At 34.1% G+C, this 21223-nt stretch carries 20 protein-coding genes and 1 riboswitch; of the genes, 8 read left to right on the forward strand and 12 right to left on the reverse strand.

Going from position 1 to position 21223, the window contains the following annotated elements; all coding sequences use genetic code 11:
* The first annotated feature begins 309 nt into the window (after positions 1 to 309).
* Positions 310 to 410: riboswitch (TPP riboswitch) on the forward strand.
* Between the two features lie 76 nt (positions 411 to 486).
* The 3 genes from HMPREF3247_RS08180 to HMPREF3247_RS08190 are packed head-to-tail and all read left to right on the forward strand — an operon-like array spanning position 487 to position 3276.
* Positions 487 to 1062 carry an ECF transporter S component gene (locus HMPREF3247_RS08180; RefSeq protein ID WP_000033477.1) on the forward strand — a complete coding sequence of 192 codons (576 nt, stop codon included), beginning with the start codon at positions 487 to 489 and terminating at the stop codon, positions 1060 to 1062.
* Positions 1063 to 1076: 14 nt separating this feature from the next.
* A complete protein-coding gene (locus HMPREF3247_RS08185; RefSeq protein ID WP_000921973.1) occupies positions 1077 to 2477 on the forward strand; it encodes an ABC transporter ATP-binding protein in 1401 nt (466 codons plus the stop codon).
* Positions 2470 to 3276: an energy-coupling factor transporter transmembrane component T family protein gene (locus tag HMPREF3247_RS08190; RefSeq protein ID WP_000273253.1), complete on the forward strand. Its 807-nt coding sequence runs from the start codon at positions 2470 to 2472 to the stop codon at positions 3274 to 3276. Before HMPREF3247_RS08185 ends, HMPREF3247_RS08190 begins: the two co-directional genes overlap by 8 nt.
* A gap of 264 nt (positions 3277 to 3540) precedes the next feature.
* Here HMPREF3247_RS08190 and purD read toward each other — a convergent pair whose 3' ends face one another.
* From purD to purE, 11 genes are read right to left on the reverse strand one after another with little or no spacing between them, the layout of a single operon-like run.
* The gene (gene purD, locus HMPREF3247_RS08195) at positions 3541 to 4788 is read right to left on the reverse strand and encodes a phosphoribosylamine--glycine ligase (protein ID WP_001101920.1); all 1248 of its coding nucleotides are present in this window, start codon (positions 4786 to 4788) and stop codon (positions 3541 to 3543) included.
* A gap of 21 nt (positions 4789 to 4809) precedes the next feature.
* Positions 4810 to 6288 (reverse strand): bifunctional phosphoribosylaminoimidazolecarboxamide formyltransferase/IMP cyclohydrolase, encoded by a 1479-nt coding sequence (gene purH, locus HMPREF3247_RS08200; RefSeq protein ID WP_000709282.1) that lies wholly within the window; start codon positions 6286 to 6288, stop codon positions 4810 to 4812.
* A 14-nt stretch (positions 6289 to 6302) separates the two neighbouring features.
* Positions 6303 to 6869, reverse strand: coding sequence for a phosphoribosylglycinamide formyltransferase (gene purN, locus HMPREF3247_RS08205; protein ID WP_000238670.1), 567 nt, complete (start codon positions 6867 to 6869; stop codon positions 6303 to 6305).
* Between the two features lie 2 nt (positions 6870 to 6871).
* Positions 6872 to 7900 carry a phosphoribosylformylglycinamidine cyclo-ligase gene (gene purM / locus HMPREF3247_RS08210; protein WP_000030811.1) on the reverse strand — a complete coding sequence of 343 codons (1029 nt, stop codon included), beginning with the start codon at positions 7898 to 7900 and terminating at the stop codon, positions 6872 to 6874.
* The gene (gene purF / locus HMPREF3247_RS08215; RefSeq protein ID WP_000483712.1) at positions 7893 to 9377 is read right to left on the reverse strand and encodes an amidophosphoribosyltransferase; all 1485 of its coding nucleotides are present in this window, start codon (positions 9375 to 9377) and stop codon (positions 7893 to 7895) included. Before purF ends, purM begins: the two co-directional genes overlap by 8 nt.
* Positions 9356 to 11545: a phosphoribosylformylglycinamidine synthase subunit PurL gene (gene purL / locus HMPREF3247_RS08220; RefSeq protein ID WP_070866227.1), complete on the reverse strand. Its 2190-nt coding sequence runs from the start codon at positions 11543 to 11545 to the stop codon at positions 9356 to 9358. Before purL ends, purF begins: the two co-directional genes overlap by 22 nt.
* Positions 11538 to 12209: a phosphoribosylformylglycinamidine synthase I gene (purQ, locus tag HMPREF3247_RS08225; protein WP_000666799.1), complete on the reverse strand. Its 672-nt coding sequence runs from the start codon at positions 12207 to 12209 to the stop codon at positions 11538 to 11540. The genes purL and purQ overlap by 8 nt, the downstream gene beginning before the upstream one ends.
* Position 12210: 1 nt before the next feature.
* On the reverse strand, positions 12211 to 12474 hold the full coding sequence (gene purS / locus HMPREF3247_RS08230; protein ID WP_000848350.1) for a phosphoribosylformylglycinamidine synthase subunit PurS: 264 nt from the start codon (positions 12472 to 12474) through the stop codon (positions 12211 to 12213).
* Positions 12474 to 13178: a phosphoribosylaminoimidazolesuccinocarboxamide synthase gene (gene purC / locus HMPREF3247_RS08235; protein WP_000174053.1), complete on the reverse strand. Its 705-nt coding sequence runs from the start codon at positions 13176 to 13178 to the stop codon at positions 12474 to 12476. Before purC ends, purS begins: the two co-directional genes overlap by 1 nt.
* 3 nt (positions 13179 to 13181) lie before the next feature.
* On the reverse strand, positions 13182 to 14306 hold the full coding sequence (gene purK, locus HMPREF3247_RS08240) for a 5-(carboxyamino)imidazole ribonucleotide synthase (RefSeq protein ID WP_001010406.1): 1125 nt from the start codon (positions 14304 to 14306) through the stop codon (positions 13182 to 13184).
* The gene (gene purE, locus HMPREF3247_RS08245; protein WP_000861572.1) at positions 14293 to 14775 is read right to left on the reverse strand and encodes a 5-(carboxyamino)imidazole ribonucleotide mutase; all 483 of its coding nucleotides are present in this window, start codon (positions 14773 to 14775) and stop codon (positions 14293 to 14295) included. Before purE ends, purK begins: the two co-directional genes overlap by 14 nt.
* A 200-nt stretch (positions 14776 to 14975) precedes the next feature.
* Here purE and folD point away from each other — a divergent pair, with 200 nt between their 5' ends.
* Positions 14976 to 15836, forward strand: a complete 861-nt coding sequence (gene folD, locus HMPREF3247_RS08250; protein ID WP_000225837.1) for a bifunctional methylenetetrahydrofolate dehydrogenase/methenyltetrahydrofolate cyclohydrolase FolD — start codon at positions 14976 to 14978, stop codon at positions 15834 to 15836.
* 808 nt (positions 15837 to 16644) lie between these two features.
* Complete coding sequence (locus HMPREF3247_RS08255; RefSeq protein WP_001037831.1) at positions 16645 to 16962, forward strand: DUF5011 domain-containing protein; 318 nt, start codon at positions 16645 to 16647, stop codon at positions 16960 to 16962.
* A gap of 147 nt (positions 16963 to 17109) precedes the next feature.
* Here HMPREF3247_RS08255 and HMPREF3247_RS08260 read toward each other — a convergent pair whose 3' ends face one another.
* Entirely contained in the window at positions 17110 to 17229 is a 120-nt protein-coding gene (locus HMPREF3247_RS08260) for a hypothetical protein (protein WP_031866211.1), read from the reverse strand.
* A 304-nt stretch (positions 17230 to 17533) separates the two neighbouring features.
* On the opposite strand from HMPREF3247_RS08260, the gene qoxA reads away from it, so the two are divergent.
* Genes qoxA through qoxC form a run of 3 tightly spaced genes read left to right on the forward strand, consistent with a single transcriptional unit; the run spans position 17534 to position 21217 of the window.
* Positions 17534 to 18634, forward strand: coding sequence for a cytochrome aa3 quinol oxidase subunit II (gene qoxA / locus HMPREF3247_RS08265; protein WP_000032836.1), 1101 nt, complete (start codon positions 17534 to 17536; stop codon positions 18632 to 18634).
* Complete coding sequence (gene qoxB / locus HMPREF3247_RS08270) at positions 18634 to 20622, forward strand: cytochrome aa3 quinol oxidase subunit I (protein WP_001010762.1); 1989 nt, start codon at positions 18634 to 18636, stop codon at positions 20620 to 20622. Before qoxA ends, qoxB begins: the two co-directional genes overlap by 1 nt.
* Positions 20612 to 21217 (forward strand): cytochrome aa3 quinol oxidase subunit III, encoded by a 606-nt coding sequence (gene qoxC, locus HMPREF3247_RS08275; protein ID WP_000017736.1) that lies wholly within the window; start codon positions 20612 to 20614, stop codon positions 21215 to 21217. Before qoxB ends, qoxC begins: the two co-directional genes overlap by 11 nt.
* Positions 21218 to 21223: the final 6 nt, after the last annotated feature.

Genomic DNA, 21223 nt, shown 5'->3' on the forward strand with positions numbered 1-21223 from the left:
CTTTTTTGCATGTGCTCGGCGCATGTATCCCTCTTTTACCCTACAAACTATAATTCGTAAGCCATTATGCACGGGTTCTTCACTGTTGTTAAAGAGGTATGATTGATAAGTATCCCTCTTCATTTATCAGCTCAATCTTATTACATGTCACATATTTTTATATCTTTAATTACTAACATTCCTACTACATCTTCAATTTAAATCCAATGCTAATATTATAAATTTTAAATCGAATTAAACGAAATTTCATGAAGACAACCTATTGACATAAGTTTACAAACGTCTTACAGTATAATTAATTAAATAAATCGCACACACTAGGGGTGTTTTATACTGAGATGAGGCTTGCCCTCAAACCCTTTGAACCTGATCTAGCTTGAACTAGCGTAGGAAAGTGTTACTATACATATGTTTTACTAATATATATTGTGAACGCATAACTTTCCTATGGATGGTTGTGCGTTTTTTTATTAGGAGGATGTAAAAATGTCAAAAGGTTTAAAGCTATCTGAAATACTAGTAACCGTACTTATTTCAGTAGTATTCGCAGTTATTTACAATTTATGGTGGTTTGTTTACAATGGTGTGCAAGCTACAGGCCTTCACCTCGAACAATTAACAAACGGGGTTTGGTTCATGGCAGCGATTGTCTGCTATCTAATTATTCCAAAACCAGGTATTGCTTTACTGGCTGAATTTGCTGCAGGTGCCGGCGAAACTATCATTATGGGTCGTTTCGATATTCCGACAATCGTTTACGCTTTTATACAAGGTTTAGCGTGTGAACTTGTCTTTGCAATTTTTAAATATCAATCTCGTTCAGTTATGGTAGCTATGTTAGCAGGTTTTTGTACAGCAATCGCGGCTTTCCCTATAGATTATTTCTATGGTTATTTAAATGAAGTTGCAGGTTGGAACTTAACATTATTCATCGTATTTAGATTAATTAGTGGTGCAGTAGTCGCCGGCGTCCTATCTTACCTTTTAGTAAAAGCTTTAGATAAGACAGGCGTAACAAAATTATTTAGACCAGCTGCTAAAGAAGATTACGACAACTTATAAGAGGAGCATTCAGAGTGTTAAAAGTAAGTGATTTACGATTAAAATATCCAAGTGGTCAGCGTAAAATTTTCGATCATTTAAATATCACTATTCAAGACAAAGAAAAAGTACTTTTACTCGGTCCTTCTGGTTGCGGTAAAAGTACACTTCTGAATGTATTAAGTGGTATTGTTCCTAATTTAATTGAATTACCTATGAAATATGATGAACTAATCGTTGACCCATTAAGTGGCGTTATTTTCCAAGACCCTGATAGCCAGTTTTGTATGCCAAAAGTATACGAAGAACTTGCATTCGTTTTAGAAAATAGACAAGTACCACGTGAAGACATGGATGCGTTAATTATCAATGCTTTAAATATGGTCAATTTAAATGTTACCCCTGAAACGTATATCAAAGATTTAAGTGGCGGGATGAAACAGAAATTGGCAATTGTTGAAACCATTCTTCAACAATCAAAAACATTGTTTTTAGATGAACCGACAGCAATGTTAGATGTTCAAGCAACAGAAGATTTATGGACTAAACTAATTGAACTTTGGGAAGATCAAACGGTTGTAATCGTTGAACATAAAGTTAAACACATCTGGAATCATGTCGACCGCGTCATTTTGATGGATTATAACGGAAATATCATTGCCGATGAATGTCCTGAAATCATATTACAGAAGTATGTTCATTTACTCAGTGAATATGGTGTGTGGCATCCACGTGCATGGGAATTCGCACCAAGTCGTGTTGACTTTCCAACAACAAACTCACACTTATTACAATTTAAAAATGGACGTATTATTCGCGGTAAATCAACATTGCTCTCATTCTCAGATTTAGAAATTGGTCTAGGTGAGTGGATTACAATTACAGGGGCAAATGGTAGTGGTAAAACAACCTTGCTTGAATCAATTATGCAATTGATTAAATATCAAGGTGATGTTTATTTTGAAAATCAGCGTTTAACAAAAATTAAACATGCAGCAAAACACATGTACCTAGTTTATCAAAACCCAGAATTACAATTTATAACAAATTCGGTTTATGATGAAATTAACATTCATTTTAATCACCTTTCTAAAGATCAAAGTGATGATGAAACGATACAACTTTTAAAACTTTTAGATTTACAAAATGTAAAAGATCAACATCCTTATGAGTTGTCTATTGGTCAAAAACGACGCCTTAGCGTAGCTACCGCACTAAGTTCTAAAGCTGATATTATCTTTTTAGATGAACCGACATTTGGACTTGATAGCCATAATACATTCCAGTTGATCAAACTTTTCCAAAAGCGAATTAATTTGGGACAAAGTATTGTCATGGTTACACATGACGATGAAATAATTGAACGTTATCCATCAAGAAGACTTAAAATTTCAGATGGTGCGTTACTAGATTGTGATGGTGATACGAATGTATGAGCAATGGAAAGTTCGGCAATCATTTGTTGATGATGTCAACATTATAACGAAACTATTTCTTGGAATTATACTATTTTTCTTTATTATATTTGTGCATAATTTCGATTTTATGCTTTATATCACTATCTTAATGTTAGTTTTCTTATTGATGTTTAATGGTACTCAGTTTAAAATTACAGCAATTTTTATAACTATAAGTATTGGCTTTGCATTACTCTCTTCCCTGTTCATGATTTTATACGGGAATGGTAGCCATACAATTTTGAAATTCGGATTTATCCATATTACAACAGAAAGTTTAGTTCGTGGTTTACATGTATCATTAAGAACCATTGCTATTTCATTTTTCGGTATCTTAATCGCACTTACATCTCAGGTTGTCATGATATTTTATAGTTTAATGCAACATTTAAAGGTTAAATCAAAAGTTGCTTATGCATTCATGGCTGCCATTCGTATGATACCTTTAATGATTAGTTCTTTAATACAGCTTCGCAGATCTTTAAAAATGCGCTATCAGATGATAGACGCGGCAAATTATAGAGGGTTAAAGCGATTTAAGCATTTAATTATACCTCTATTAAGCCAAAATATTAGAAAGGCACATCAATTATCAGTTGCGATGGAGTCGAAAGGATTTAGAGATGGTCCTCGTACTTACTATTACAACGTACCTTTCTCATATAAAGATATAATCTTTATTATAGTTTTAATTGCCATTATTACTATGGCATATTATTGTTCAATCACCTTACCCATCACGGGCATAGATGATGTTCGTCTTGGTCGTGTAGGTTAAATTTTATCCATAATTGTATAGATACTAAATTAGAAATTCATTGTATAGAAAAAGAAAACCATTTATTCCATACTAAACAAAAGAGGTGCCACAAACATGTTATTTTGTTCATCCAAACATGTTGTGGCGCCTCTTTTGTATTACATATGCATAATCACAAATTTGGTACAGAAATCAATGTCCTAGACTCTACAACTAAAAAAGCTATGAAAAAATCTATCGTTATAGATTCGTTCATAGCTAATCTTAGTATTTTAAATTTACTTATTTAAGTTGTAGTGCTTTATTCGCAATGTCATGACGATAGAATAAATGGTCACTTTGTATTTGTGATACTTTTTTGTATGCGTCTCGCTGTGCATCTTGTACATTGTCACCTTTTCCGATGGCAAGTATAACTCTACCACCTGAAGTAACAAAGGTATCACCTTGCTTCTTTAATCCACTAACAAAATAGTTTTCATTTAAATCAAAGCCACTTACTTTATGCCCTTTTTCATATGCATCAGGATATCCTTTTGATGCCAACATGACCCCTACAATAGATTCATTTTTCCATTTGAATTCAGTACGTTTTCCTTCATCTAAATCAATAATATGCTGCATTAAATCACTTTCCATGCGACTTAATAATACTTGAGCTTCAGGATCACCAAAACGGGCATTAAATTCTATTACTTTTGGACCATCTTTAGTTAAAATAGCACCAATGTATAATACACCGAAGAATTGATAACCTTCATTAAGCATTGCCTTTGCAATGGGTTGTGCAATTGTTTCATTTGTAAGTTTTAAAACATCGTCACTAATATGTGGTACTGGACAATAAGCCCCCATACCACCAGTATTTGGTCCTTCATCATGATCAAATGCGCGTTTATGATCTTGTGCAATACAGTCGAAAGGAACTGCTAAATCACCATTAACAAATGTCATTAGCGAGAACTCTTCACCTTCTAAAAACGTTTCAAATACAACAGTACCTTCTTCTTCATCACCATACATAATCTCAATAGCACTTCTGGCTGCTTCAATAGTATCTGCAATAATAACGCCTTTCCCAGCAGCTAACCCATCTTTCTTGACAACAACGGGCAATTCACAGTTTTCAATATATGTTAAAGCATCCTTTTTTCGCTCAACTTCTTTATAATCAGCAGTTGGAATATTATATTTTTCCATTATCTTTTTAGCAAATAATTTTGAGCCTTCGATTTGAGCTGCTTGCTTATTTGGACCAAACACTTTGAAACCATTCGCTCGTAAAATGTCTGCTAATCCATCAATTAGCGGCTGTTCTGGACCTATAACTACCCAATCAACATTTTGCTGTTTAGCAAAATCTAGTATCCCTTGATGATCAGATTCTGAAATTTCAGTGTGTACTTCAGCTATAGGTGTCATTGCCTCATTACCTGGAATGACAAACACTTGTTTAACTAGATTCGATTGATTAAGTTTATATGCAAGTGCATGTTCTCGTCCACCAGCACCAATTACTAATACATTCATTTATGTTACGCCCCTTTAAAATTAGTGTTTAAAATGTCGAGTGCCTGTGACTACCATTGCAATACCATGTTTATTAGCCATATCAATTGAATCTTGATCTTTAATCGAACCACCCGGTTGGATAATTGCCTTTATACCATGTTGTGCTGCAAGTTCAACTGTATCTCCCATAGGGAAAAATCCATCAGATACTAACGCTACATGATCATTGATTTCAATAGCTCTCTCTAACGCAATTTTAGCAGCACCGACACGATTCATTTGTCCAGCACCTATACCTACAGTTTGTTTATTATTACTTAAAATAATTGCATTACTTTTTACTGATGGTACAACTTTCCATCCTAATAACATTGCTTCCCATTGTTCATCAGTAGGTGCTACTTCTGTAACAACTTTCATTTCTTCTTTTGGCACGACATAATTGTCTTTATCTTGAACTAAATATCCGCCAGATACTGAAACAAACTCTTCTTCGTTACTGTCTATAGTCATATCAATTTCTAATAATCTTACATTCTTCTTTTGTTTTAAAATATCTAATGCTTCATCTGTAAATTTTGGTGCAATAATGACTTCCAAAAAGATACTATGCAATTGCTCTGCTAACTCAGGTGTTACAGCTCGGTTTAATGCAACAATTCCACCAAATATTGATTGACTATCCGCTTCATACGCATGTTGAAATGCTTGTTCTATCGTGTCACCGATACCAACACCACATGGATTCATGTGTTTAACCGCAACTGCAGCAGGTGTATCAAACTTTTTAACTAAAGCTAGTGTAGCATCTGCATCTTTAATATTGTTATAGCTTAATTGTTTCCCATGTAATTGTTTAGCGCCTGCAATCGTGTGCTTAGCATTCGAAGTTCTCACAAAATACGCTGATTGTTGTGGATTTTCTCCATATCTTAAAGTTTCTTTATCCCCTTTAAAGAAACGTACAATCGCTTCATCATATTCTGCAGTATGCTCAAAAACTTTGATCATTAATGACTGTCTATATGACTCATCTAACGAATCGTTTCTTAATCGCGTCAATACTTCTTGATAATCTGCAGGATGTACAATTGTTGTTACATGTTTATAGTTTTTAGCTGCAGCACGTAACATTGTTGGACCACCAATATCAATATTTTCAATTGCTTCGTCCATCGTTACATCAGGGTTTGCAACAGTTTGTTGGAATGGATATAAATTAACTACTACCATATCAATTAAATCTATATGTTGTTCTGATAATTCATTTAAATGCTGCGGTTTATTTCGATCAGCTAAAATGCCACCATGAACAGCCGGATGTAATGTTTTAACACGGCCATCCATTATTTCTGGAAAATGTGTTAAGTCTGAAACAGAACGAACTGGTACATTTGCTTCATCTAATATACGTTTAGTACCACCTGTTGAATATAATTCATAATTTAATTGCGTTAACGCTTTAGCAAACTCTACAATACCTGTTTTATTTGATACGCTCAAAATAGCTTTCTTCATCACATACATACTCCTTATTTTACAATTTTAGCAATAACACTTGGATATAATTCATATTCCAATTTTTTTACTTTCTCTTCTAATTGTTCTTTTGAATCGTCCGGTCTAATATCACATTGTCTCTGTTCAATAATTTCTCCCGTATCCATACCACTATCAACATAATGTACTGTCGAACCAGTAATAGTATCGCCACTATGATATGCTTGGCCTATTGCGTCAATCCCCTTATATTTCGGCAATAGAGATGGATGTATATTCAATATTTTACCTTCAAATGATGCTAATAAGTCTGGACCTATTAGACGCATGTAGCCAGCTAAAATAATCCACTCTACCTTATCTTTATTTAATAGTGTTACTAAATGTTGTTCATACGCTGCTTTTGAATCAAATTGTTTTGGTTCATTAATATAAACAGGAATATCGTGCTTTTTTGCTCTATCTATACAAAACGCATTTTGATGATCCGTATATAGCGCCGTAACTTCAATATTTTCAAGTTTTCCTGATTCAACATGCTCAACTATATTTTCAAAGTTACTTCCTGAACCTGATGCAAAAATCGCAATTTTAACCATTGTTATACCCCCAACAATTCAATTGCAGTTGACTCATTTTTCACAATATGACCAATTTGATAGGCTTCCACATTTTGTTCTGCTAAAATCTTCAAAGCGCGTGATGCATCTTTTTCATCAACGATAACCGTATAGCCAATACCCATGTTAAAAATGTTATACATTTCATTTGTGTCTATATTGCCTTGTTGTTGTAACCAATCAAATATTTTTGGCGTTGGAAATGATGTAGTATCAATTCTAGCAGCATATCCGGCTGGCAATGCACGTGGAATATTTTCATAAAAGCCTCCACCAGTAATATGATTCATTGCCTTAATAGAAACTTCTTTTTTTAAAGCAAGTACAGGTTTGACATATAATTTAGTTGGTTCTAAAAAGACATCTATAAATGGACGATTATCGAAGTTTGATGCCAAATCAATGCCTGATTCATTAATTAATTTGCGCACTAAACTGTATCCATTTGAATGAATGCCACTTGACGCAAGCCCTATAACAACTTGTCCCTCTTTCACTTCTGAACCATCTACATAGTCATCCTTTTCAACTGCTCCAACAGCAAATCCAGCTACATCATATTCGCCTTCGTGATACATTTCACCCATTTCAGCAGTCTCTCCACCGATAAGTGCAGTATTCGTTTCAACACATGCATCACTAATACCTTTAACAATTTGTTCAATAACTTCAGGAACAACTTTGTTTGTAGCAATGTAATCTAAAAAATATAATGGTTCTGCACCTGTCGTTAAAATATCATTAACACACATTGCGACTGCATCGATACCTATCGAATCATGTTTACCATAGTCGATAGCTAGTTTTAATTTCGTACCTACTCCGTCTGTTCCAGAAACTAAAACTGGCGCTGTCATATTTAATTGTGATAAATCAAATGTAGCACCGAATCCACCTAAACCACCGATAACTTCTTTACGCATCGTACGTTTAACATGACTAGACATTCTTTCTACAGCTTCATAACCAGCATGAATATTTACACCAGATTGTTCATATGCTTTAGACATTTAAATTTCCCTCGCTATCAAAAAAGTGTTTGTTTTTAGAAATATATTGCTTTTGTCGATGACTTAAATGCGCTTTATAATTTGCTTCATAATCATATAACCCTGCAGGATAATCTCCAGTGAAACTTTCTACACATAAGCCACTATATGGCGCGTCATAATCTAAACCAATTGATTCAATTAACCCATCTAGAGATAGATATGCTAATGAATCAGCGCCAATATAATCTTTAATTTCTTCAGGTGATTTGCTTGCAGAAATTAATTCTGCCGTAGTTGAAACATCGATTCCGTAAAAACTTGGAAACATAAATTCCGGTGATGCTATACGCACATGCACTTTATTTGCACCAGAATCTTTTAACATTTTCACAATGCGTCGAATTGTCGTACCGCGAACAATGGAATCATCAACAAGAATGATATTTTTCCCATCTACTATATCTTTTACCGCAGATAACTTCACTCTCACACCTTGCTCACGTAATTCTTGAGTTGGTTGAATAAATGTTCTTGCAACATATTGATTTTTAACTAGTCCCATTTCATATGGCAAACCTATTTCTTCAGCATAACCACTCGCAGCTGATAGCGATGAATTGGGTACACCGATGACCATATCAGCATTTACAGGGCTTTCTTGGGCTAATTTTTTACCAGAAGCTTTACGTACTGCATGGACATTTTTACCAGCTATTGTTGAGTCTGGTCTAGCAAAATAAATATATTCCATCGCAGAAATTGCAGTTGTCGTATGATGTGTATAAGATTTAACTGTAATACCTTTATCGTTAATCACGACATATTCACCTGCATGAATATCTTGAACAAATTCTGCACCTAACACATCTATTGCACATGTTTCACTTGCAAGGATGTATGTCCCATCTTTCATTTTACCTACAACAAGTGGTCTGATAGCATTTGGATCTACTGCGCCATATAACGCATCTTTAGTTAAAATCGCAAATGTAAAACCGCCTTTAACTTTTCGCAAACTTTCTTTCAACGCTTCCTCAAAAGTAGGAGCTTTACTTCGACGTATCAAATGCATAATGACTTCAGTATCAGAAGACGAATGGAAGATAGCACCTTGTTTTTCTAAATTCTGACGCAATGATTTAGCATTAATGAGGTTACCATTATGACAAATACCTACACTCATATCATAAAAGTGATACAGAAACGGTTGAATATTTTCAATACCTTTATTACCTGAAGTAGCATAACGGACGTGACCAATTGCATGTTGATATCCTTTTAATCGTTCCATTTGATCATCTTTAATCGCTTCAGTTAGTAAGCCTAATCCTCGCTCGCCTTTTAATTCATTTTGATCAGAAACAACTATACCTGCACCTTCTTGACCACGATGTTGCAAACTATGAAGTCCCATATATGTTAGTTGCGCTGCTTCAGGATGATTCCAAATACCAAACACGCCACATTCTTCGTTTAATCCTGAGTAGTTAAACATTGAGCAATTGCCCCTTCCCATATTTGTTTAATATCTGAAACATTTTCACTAATCTCTGTATATGGTGTTGTTACCTTGAAATTATCACTATCTGTTAAAAGTCCAATTTCTATTGCATTATCAATATTTAAAGTTTTACCTGATTTAACAGAAACAACATATCGGCCTTGCGTCTCACTAAACAATTGTGCATTTGTTATATCTATTGAAGATTTTAATCCTAAACCGTAATGCGCACTTAGTTTAGCTAAGGTAATCAGTAAGCCACCTTTACCAACTGTTTGAACATGTGATAATAGTCCTTCACGAATAGCGGTCTTGATTGATTCACCTTTTTCAACTTCTGAACTCAAATCTAATGACTCAAATTCATGATTAACTTTGCCATAAATTAACTTTTCAAGTTGACTACCACCAAAGTCGTCCTTAGTATCACCGATTAAATATAATTTATCTCCAACTTGAGGTTCAAAATCATTTAAATAATTTACATTTTCAATCAAACCTACCATTCCAACAACTGGTGTTGGGAAAATAGAAGTACCTTTCGTTTCGTTATATAAAGATACATTACCAGAAACTACTGGTGTCTTAAGAATGTCGCATGCTTCTGCCATACCTTTCGTTGAATCTATCAACTGTTGATAGATTTCTTTCTTTTCAGGAGAACCATAATTTAAACAATCTGTCATTGCTAATGGTGTTGCACCCACGGCAATTAAATTTCGATAAGCTTCAGCTACTACCATCTTTCCACCTTCATATGGATTGTTATATACATAACGCGCTTCACCATCAATTGTTGAAGCAATTGCCTTATTTGTGCCTTCCACACGTACTACCGATGCTTGAAGTCCTGGCTTAATTATCGTATTGGCACCAACTTGTTGGTCGTATTGATCATATAAATAGTGTTTAGATGCTATAGTCGGATGCTTAAGTAATTTAAAGAAAGTATCTTTAACATCGATGTGTGTATAATCATTTTTAGAAGTATTATAATCTTTTTCTTCTCCTTCTAAAATATATACAGGTGCTTCATCAGCTAGTGGTTCAACTGGAATGTCAGCATAAACTTCGTCATCATATGTTAAAACAAAACGATTTGTATCTGTAACTTCACCTATAACAGCACTATCAAATTCGTGCTTATCAAATAAATCTAAGAATTTTTGTTCAGTACCTTTTTCAACAACTAGTAACATACGTTCTTGAGTTTCTGAAAGCATCATTTCATAAGGAGAAATACCTGGCTCACGTGTTGGCACTTGTTCTAATCTCAAATGTAACCCACTACCACCTTTTGCCGCCATTTCAGACGATGAAGATGTTAAACCAGCAGCACCCATATCTTGAATACCAACTAATTCATCAAATGTAATTGCTTCAAGTGTTGCTTCCATTAATTTTTTACCTACAAATGGATCACCGATTTGTACAGAAGGTCGTTTACTTTCGCTTTCTTCCGTCAATTCTTCAGATGCAAAAGTAGCACCATGAATACCATCTCGACCAGTTTTCAAACCAACATAAATGACCGAATTACCTACACCTTTTGCTGTGCCTTTTTGAATCATGTCGTGATTGATAACACCAACACACATTGCATTAACAAGTGGATTGCCATCATAACGTTCATCAAATTCGATTTCACCAGCAGTTGTTGGAATACCAATGCAGTTACCATAACCTCCGATACCCTTTACAACACCTTTAAGTAATCTTTGGTTTTGTTTATTATCTAATTCTCCAAATCTAAGACTGTTTAACAAATTAATAGGTCTAGCCCCAATAGAGACAATGTCACGAATGATTCCACCAACGCCTGTAGCAGCCCCTTGATATGGTTCAATTGCTGATGGATGATTGTGAGACTCTACTTTAAATACTACGGCTTGATTATCACCTATATCGACTACCCCTGCACCTTCACCAGGCCCCATAAGCACATGGTCACCTGATGTAGGAAATTGCTTTAAAAACGGTTTAGAATGTTTATAAGAGCAATGTTCACTCCACATAACAGAAAAGATACCTGTTTCTGTAAAGTTAGGTTGTCTGCCTAAAATATCGCAAACTTTTTCATATTCTTGATCACTTAATCCCATATCTTGATATACTTTTTCAAGTTTAATTTCTTCAACGCTTGGTTCGATAAATTTAGACATGTTGTTCCCTCCAACTTTTTACCATCGCTTCAAATAATTTCACACCACTATCAGTACCTAACAACGTTTCTAAAGCTCTTTCAGGATGTGGCATCATGCCACATACATTGCCTTTTTCGTTAACAATTCCTGCAATATCATCATATGAACCGTTCGGATTATTCACATATTTCAGAATAATTTGATTGTTAGCTTTTAATTGTTGATATATTTCATCAGTACAATAATAATGACCTTCACCGTGAGCTACAGGATATATAACTTTTTCACCTTGTTCATAAAGATTTGTAAATGCCGTTTGATTATTCACTATTTCTAACTCTTCATTTCTACTAATAAATAAATGTGAATCGTTATGCAATAATGCACCAGGTAATAAGCCTATTTCAGTTAAAATTTGAAACCCATTACAAACACCTAATACTGGCTTACCTTCTGCTGCAAGACGTTTAACTTCCGAAATAATCGGCGCTACACTAGCCATTGCCCCAGATCTTAAGTAATCCCCGAATGAAAATCCACCAGGAATAAGTACGCCATCAAATCCACTTAGTGATGTTTCTCTATAATCTACATATTCCGCTTCAACACCACTTTTAATAGCAGCATTAAACATGTCTCTATCACAATTCGAACCTGGAAAAACAAGAACCGCAAATTTCATTTTATGCATTCTCCTTTTCATCATCTAACACTTTATAGCTATATTCTTCAATCACTGTATTTGCAAACAATTTTTCACTTAGAGTTGTAATAATGTTGTGTACCTTTTCATCACTAACCTCATCCACTGTCATATATAATACTTTTCCTACACGAATATCATTCACTTGTGCATAACCTAAGTCATGTACAGCTCGAGTAAGCGTTTGTCCTTGCGTATCTAATACTTGTGGTTGTAATGTGATATGTAGTTCAATTGTTTTCATTATTTTAAATCCTCCAATTTGTTTAAAAATATTTGATATGTTTCAATCAGTGATCCAGTGTTATTTCTATATACATCTTTATCAAAGTTTGCATTGGTAGCTTTATCCCAAATTCGACATGTATCTGGAGATATTTCATCCGCTAACAAAATTTGACCAGTCTCAGTCTTTCCAAATTCGATTTTAAAATCTACTAATTTTAAATTCATAGCATCCATTAATTGTTTCAACACATTATTAATCTTTAATGCTTTGGATTTTAGTATTTCAATATCTTCATCTGATGCTATATTGAGCAATTTAACATGGTCATCCGTTATCAACGGATCATTTAACGCATCATTTTTATAGAAAAATTCCACAAGTGGTTCTCTAAAAACTTCACCATTTTCAAAACCTAAACGCTTTGTAATAGATCCACTAGCAATATTACGAACAACTACTTCTAATGGAATTATTTTCACAGGCTTAACTAATTGTTCTGTTTCAGATAATTGTTTAATAAAGTGACTTTCTATTCCATTTTCTTGTAAATATTTAAATATAATAGAAGTAATTTGATTATTTAATCGCCCCTTACCTGCCATTGTGTCTTTCTTAGCCCCGTTTCCAGCAGTAACTTCATCTTTATATTCAACTCTTAATTCATTTTCTTGATTTGTTGAGAAAATGCGCTTCGCTTTTCCTTCATATAATAATGTCATGCTTTAATTACTCCCCTCAAATTTAGCGTACATATCTTGTTCAGTTTGGTTTACATCATTCGTTAGTACAGTCATATGCCCCATTTTTCTGCTATCTTTACGCTCAGACTTACCATAAATATGTAAGTGCCACTCTGGATGTTCATTAAATTCATTTTCCAATAAATCTAAGTCTTTACCTAGTAAGTTCATCATGACTGCAGGCTTTAATAATTCAATTGAATTTGGTAATGATTGTCCGGTAACTGCTAAAATATGAGTATCAAATTGTGAATAATCACATGCTTCAATTGAATAATGTCCGGAATTGTGAGGCCTTGGTGCAATCTCGTTCACATACAATTGGTTGTTACTATCTATAAAAAATTCCACTGTAAATGTTCCAATGAAATGAATCGATTGGATAATTTTATTAACTTGCTCTTTCGCCTCAGCTGTTTTATCTATTCTCGCTGGAACAATTGTTTTGAAAAGTATTTGATTTCTATGCTCATTTTCTTGTAATGGGAAAAAAGTGATTTGATTGTTGTTTCCTCTTGTAACAGTAAGAGATACTTCTTTCTTGATATTCAAATATTTTTCAGCTACGCATTCACTAGTTTCAATTAATTTAAAACCTTCTTGTAAGTCTTTTTCGTTGTTAATTAAAACTTGACCTTTGCCATCGTAGCCACCAAATCTAGTTTTTACAATAAAAGGATATCCTAATGTTTCAATTGCTTTGTCAATATCTGTAGATTCTTTTACTGAAATGAACGGGACAACTTTGGTACCAGCACTTTTTAATGTTTCTTTTTCAGTTAAGCGGTCTTGTAATAACTGTATAGCTTGGTAACCTTGCGGAATATTGTACTTTTCACATAATAGTTTTAATTGTTGGGCTGAAATGTTTTCAAATTCATAAGTAATCACATCACATTTTTGTCCTAATTGATTGAGTGCCTTTTCATCGTCATACTTGGCTTGTATAAATTCGTGTGCAACGTATCTACATGGACAATCTTCAGCAGGATCCAATACAACCACTTTATAACCCATTTTTTGAGCTGATTGTGCCATCATCTTTCCAAGCTGACCACCACCAATAATGCCAATAGTCGCACCAAACTTTAATTTATTGAAGTTCATTTTGCATGTCCTCCACTTTTTGAATTAACGAAGATTCATACTGATTTAGTTTTTCAACTAAAGAAGGATTTTGAATACTTAACATTCTTGCTGCAAGTATACCTGCGTTTTTAGCACCTGCTGCACCAATTGCAGTCGTTGCAACCGGAATACCTCCTGGCATTTGAACAATTGATAATAAAGAATCTATACCCTTTAAACTTTTTGTTTCAATCGGCACTCCAATAACTGGTAGCGTCGTTAATGATGCAACCATACCTGGTAAATGTGCCGCACCGCCAGCGCCTGCAATGATAATGTTTATACCTCTTTCTCTCGCTTCAGAAGCAAATTGAACCATCATTTTTGGCGTACGATGTGCGGATACTACTTGTTTTTCGTACGGAATTTCAAAATAATCCAACATGTTACAACTCTCTTGCATAATTTTCCAATCGGAAGAACTGCCCATAATGACTGCTACTTTCACTTTGTACACCCTTTCAAAAGTTTGAATTGTGAATTACTTTAGTTGTATATTATAGATATAGCATAACAAGCAATTTCTGCTTTTTCAATCAAAAATCGAACTTTATTTTGATTTTTTGTTTGAATTTACGTCTTTTGCTATGTAAATTAGTTTTATGAACTAACAAAGTTAGGATATTGACAATAGGAGGAGAAGTTTTTATGGTTGCTAAAATTTTAGATGGTAAACAAATTGCCAAAGACTACAGACAGGGGTTACAAGATCAAGTTGAAGCGCTAAAAGAAAAGGGTTTTACACCTAAATTATCCGTTATATTAGTTGGTAATGATGGCGCTAGTCAAAGTTATGTTAGATCAAAAAAGAAAGCAGCTGAAAAAATTGGTATGATTTCAGAAATCGTACATTTGGAAGAAACAGCTACTGAAGAAGAAGTATTAAACGAACTAAATAGATTAAATAATGATGATTCTGTAAGTGGTATTTTGGTGCAAGTACCATTACCAAAACAAGTTAGTGAACAGAAAATATTAGAAGCAATCAATCCTGAAAAAGATGTGGACGGATTTCATCCAATAAATATAGGGAAATTATATATCGATGAACAAACTTTTGTACCTTGCACACCGCTCGGCATCATGGAAATATTAAAACATGCTGATATTGATTTAGAAGGTAAAAATGCAGTTGTAATTGGACGAAGTCATATTGTCGGACAACCAGTTTCTAAGTTACTACTTCAAAAAAATGCATCAGTAACAATCTTACATTCTCGTTCAAAAGATATGGCATCATATTTAAAGGATGCTGATGTCATTGTCAGTGCAGTTGGTAAGCCTGGTTTAGTAACAAAAGATGTGGTCAAAGAAGGAGCAGTAATTATCGATGTTGGCAATACGCCAGATGAAAATGGCAAATTAAAAGGTGACGTTGATTATGATGCGGTTAAAGAAATTGCTGGAGCTATTACACCAGTTCCTGGTGGCGTTGGTCCATTAACAATTACTATGGTATTAAATAATACTTTGCTTGCAGAAAAAATGCGTCGAGGTATTGATTCGTAAAGAGCCTGAGACATAAATCAATGTTCTATGCTCTACAAAGTTATAATGGCAGTAGTTGACTGAACGAAAATTCGCTTGTAACAAGCTTTTTTCAATTCTAGTCAACCTTGCCGGGGTGGGACGACGAAATAAATTTTACGAAAATATCATTTCTGTCCCACTCCCTAATAACTGAGTTTTAATGAAGTCTTTTAACCCACATTAAATATTATTTTGCAATTGCAATGAATAACAAGAAAAATCTGGGACATTAATCAATCAAATGCTCCCTTCAAAGTAGACATTGAATAAATGAAGTCTTTGAAGGGAGCATTTCACTTTGTTCTTGGCTCAACAATTTTATATAGACAGTAGTTAATTGAATGAAAATAAGCTTGTAACAAGCATTTTTCAATTTTAGTCCGGGGCCCCAACAAAGAAGCTGACGAAAAGTCAGCTTACAATAATGTGCAAGTTGGGGATGGGCCCCAACACAGAAGCTGTGACTATGATAAAGTACTACTACATAATTAATCATTAGTGGTTCTTTATCATTTTCGCCTCCCTTTTCTTATTGTTTTGATTCACAAAAATTTAAGTTCAAACTGTCGAATAAAGTTATATTTGATTTCAAATTATCCCAGAATTATTAATTTTACAATTGTGGCAGATTTTCAAAATAATAATTATTTCCTCATTATTTATAAATTTATATTTAAATTTCATTCTTTATAGGGTAAGATTAGGACTATAGTATGATGTGTAAATAATATAAATTAAGGTATAGTAAAGCTAACTCAGAAATGACTTATCATTCGGAGGTTACATTATGAATAAACTATTACAGTCATTATCAGCCCTCGGTGTTTCTGCTACACTAGTAACACCAAATTTAAATGCAGATGCAACGACGAATACTACACCACAAATTAAAGGCGCTAATGATATCGTTATTAAGAAAGGTCAAGATTATAACCTTCTAAACGGCATAAGTGCATTTGATAAAGAAGATGGAGATTTAACCGATAAAATTAAAGTCGATGGCCAAATTGATACATCTAAATCTGGTAAATATCAAATTAAATATCATGTCACTGATTCAGATGGTGCAATTAAAATTTCCACTAGGTATATTGAGGTTAAATAGCCCTCATCACTATACTGCAAATAAAATGGTAGCAAACGAACATGTTTTGCTACCATTTTATTTGTTATTCTAACTTCATCTGCAACTTTAACCCAAATATTGTATTTTTTCTGTATACCAAAGAACTACCTATCAAATTATTAAAACTTAACTGCTCTTTTTAAAAGAATGTTTTGATTTTGAACAAACAAATCTCCACTTTTCATTGTTTAACGATAAATTACTTTTGGCAAATTCCTTATTAAAATGTTTGCGCTTCCTTTCAATGAACTAGCCATCATTTTCAATTTATTAGACAATTTCAAACTTTTTTTATTTTCATTCAATTAACCTTTAATTGAAAGCTATTCTCAACTTTCCTTTTAAATATGAAGCAATTTTTTCAAAAACGCTATTAGTCACAAAATGTACACATAATTTTAACAAATGTGTGAACCCACGTCACACCTTGATTTATCAACATTTTTGATACAATTTTATTAATTTTTTTCCCATAAGCCCTTGTAAATATTGTGTAATAACTTAAAATTAATGTTAAGCCCTACATTTGTAGTATTAGGAGGTCAAAAAAGTGTCAAAATTTAAGTCTTTGCTTCTATTATTTGGCACACTAATTTTACTTAGTGGTTGTTCAAATATAGAAATTTTCAACGCAAAAGGGCCAGTAGCAAGTAGTCAGAAGTTCTTGATTCTTTATTCAATCGTCTTCATGCTTGTTATTTGTTTCGTTGTACTTGGCATGTTCGCCATTTTTATTTACAAGTATAGTTATAATAAGAATGCCGAATCTGGTAAGATGCACCATAATGCCATCATTGAAACAATATGGTTTGTAATACCTATCATAATCGTTGCTGCTTTAGCTATTCCTACAGTTAAAACTTTATACGATTACGAAAAACCACCGAAGAGTGAGAAAGATCCAATGGTTGTATATGCAGTAAGTGCAGGATACAAATGGTTCTTTGCTTATCCAGATGAACATATAGAGACTGTTAATACATTAACAATCCCTAAAGATCGTCCTGTTGTATTTAAGCTTCAAGCTATGGATACAATGACAAGTTTCTGGATTCCACAATTAGGTGGTCAAAAATATGCCATGACTGGCATGACAATGAATTGGACGTTAGAAGCATCTCAAACTGGTACGTTCAGAGGTCGTAACTCTAACTTCAATGGTGAAGGATTCTCACGTCAAACATTTAAAGTAAATGCCGTTAGTCAAAAAGACTACGACAAATGGGTGAAAGAAGTTAAAGGTAAGAAAACGTTAGATCAAGATACATTTGATAAACAATTATTACCAAGCACACCTAATAAAGCTTTAGAATTTAATGGTACACATATGGCGTTTGTTGATCCAGCAGCCGATCCAGAATACATCTTCTATGCATATAAACGTTTCAATTTCGAATTGAAAGATCCAAACTTCACTAGTGAAGAAAATATGTTTAAAGATGTATCAGACAAACCATTAATACCTGCTCGTAAAGCTCAAATTACAAATGCGAACTATAAACGACATGGTATGAAGTTGATGATTCTTGGAAATGACGAACCATATAACAATGAGTTCAAGAAAGATGAATCGAAAAATGCGAAAGAAATGAAGAAAATTTCAAAAGATGCGCAAGATCAAGACAATGATGATCATGGAGGTGGACATTAATGAATTTTCCATGGGATCAATTACTAGTTAAAGGTAACTGGATGATTACAATGGCACAAATTGGTGCCCCATTCTTAGTTATTGGTTTAATCGCAGTAATTACTTACTTTAAATTATGGAAATATCTTTACAAAGAATGGTTCACATCTGTAGACCATAAGAAAATCGGTATTATGTATTTAATCTGTGCCGTATTAATGTTCGTCCGTGGTGGTATTGATGCGTTACTTATTCGTGCGCAATTAACAGTACCTGATAACAAATTTTTAGAATCTAACCACTATAACGAAATTTTTAGTACACATGGTGTAATCATGATTATCTTCATGGCAATGCCATTTATCTTTGGTTTATGGAATATCGTTGTTCCATTACAAATTGGAGCACGTGATGTTGCATTCCCAGTATTAAACAACGTAAGTTTCTGGCTATTCTTTGCAGGTATGATTTTATTCAACCTGTCATTTATTATTGGTGGTTCACCAGCAGCTGGTTGGACAAACTATGCGCCACTAGCAGGTGAATTCAGTCCTGGTCCGGGTGTTAACTATTACTTAATAGCTATACAAATTTCAGGGCTTGGTACCTTAGCTACAGGTATCAACTTCTTTGTAACAATTTTAAGATGTAAAACACCAACTATGAAGTTTATGCAAATGCCAATGTTTACAGTAACAACATTTATTACTACATTAATTGTTATTCTTGCTTTCCCTCCTTTAACAGTAGCGTTAGCATTAATGACAACTGATAGAATATTTGACACAGCATTCTTCACAGTTGCACATGGCGGTATGCCAATGCTTTGGGCTAACTTCTTCTGGGTATGGGGGCACCCTGAAGTTTATATCGTTATCCTTCCAGCATTTGGTATTTACTCAGAAATTATCCCGACATTCGCTCGTAAGCGTTTATTCGGACATCAAAGTATGGTATGGGCAACTGCCGGTATCGCGTTCCTTAGTTTCTTAGTTTGGGTTCACCATTTCTTCACAATGGGTAATGGTGCGTTAATCAACTCATTCTTCTCAATTTCAACAATGCTGATTGGTATTCCAACTGGTGTGAAATTGTTTAACTGGTTATTAACATTATATAAAGGACGTATTACATTTGAGTCACCAATGTTATTCTCATTAGCATTTATCCCTAACTTCCTTTTAGGTGGTGTTACGGGTGTAATGTTAGCAATGGCATCTGCTGACTATCAATATCACAATACGTACTTCTTAGTAGCTCACTTCCACTATACATTGGTTACTGGTGTTGTATTTGCCTGCTTAGCTGGTTTAATCTTCTGGTATCCAAAGATGATGGGTTACAAATTAAACGAAACATTAAACAAATGGTGCTTCTGGTTCTTCATGATCGGATTTAACGTTTGTTTCTTACCACAATTCATTCTTGGATTAGATGGTATGCCACGTCGTTTATACACTTATATGCCATCAGATGGTTGGTTCTTATTAAACTTAATTTCAACTATCGGTGCATTATTAATGGCAATCGGATTCTTATTCCTTGTTGTTAGTATCGTATACAGTCACTTCAAATCTCCACGTGAAGCAACTGGAGATAACTGGGATGGCCTTGGTCGTACTCTAGAGTGGACTACTGCATCAGCAATTCCACCTAAATACAACTTTGCCATTACACCAGATTGGAATGACTACGACACATTTGTTGATATGAAAGAACATGGTCGTCATTACTTAGACAACCATAATTACAAAGACATTCATATGCCAAACAATACTCCTGTTGGATTCTGGATTGGTATCTTTATGACTATCGGCGGTTTCTTCTTAATATTCGAAACTGTAATTCCAGCATTAATTTGTTTATTCGGTATTTTTGGTACTATGATTTATCGCAGTTTCCAAATCGATCACGGATATCATATCCCTGCTGCTGAAGTTGCTGAAACTGAAGCTAGATTAAGAGAAGCGCGTATTAAAGAAAGGGAGGCTGTAAGTCATGAGTCATGATACAAACACTATTGATTCACGCACACATGAAGGCGAATTAAATAAGCTTGGCTTTTGGATTTTCATTACAGCCGAATTTGCGTTATTCGGTACCCTATTTGCGACACTATTAACTTTGCAACATGGTGGCGATTATGCAGGTAAAATGACTACTGAGTTATTTGAATTGCCTCTTGTTTTAATAATGACGTTTGCATTATTATTCAGTTCTTACACATGTGGTATTGCTATTTACTACATGCGCCAAGAAAAACAAAAGTTAATGATGTTTTGGATGATCATTACGTTACTTTTAGGTTTAGTCTTTGTTGGATTCGAAATTTATGAATTCGCACACTATGCATCAGAAGGCGTTAACCCAACAATTGGTTCTTACTGGTCTAGTTTCTTTATCCTATTAGGAACGCATGGTTGTCACGTATCGCTAGGTATCGTTTGGGCCATTTGTTTATTAATCCAAATCCAACGACGCGGATTAGACAAATATAATGCGCCAAAATTATTTATAGTAAGTTTATACTGGCACTTCTTAGATGTTGTTTGGGTTTTCATCTTTACTGCCGTATATATGATAGGGATGGTGTATAGCGGATGAGTACAA

Source organism: Staphylococcus sp. HMSC36A10 (assembly GCF_001838845.1).
Classification (GTDB): domain Bacteria; phylum Bacillota; class Bacilli; order Staphylococcales; family Staphylococcaceae; genus Staphylococcus; species Staphylococcus aureus.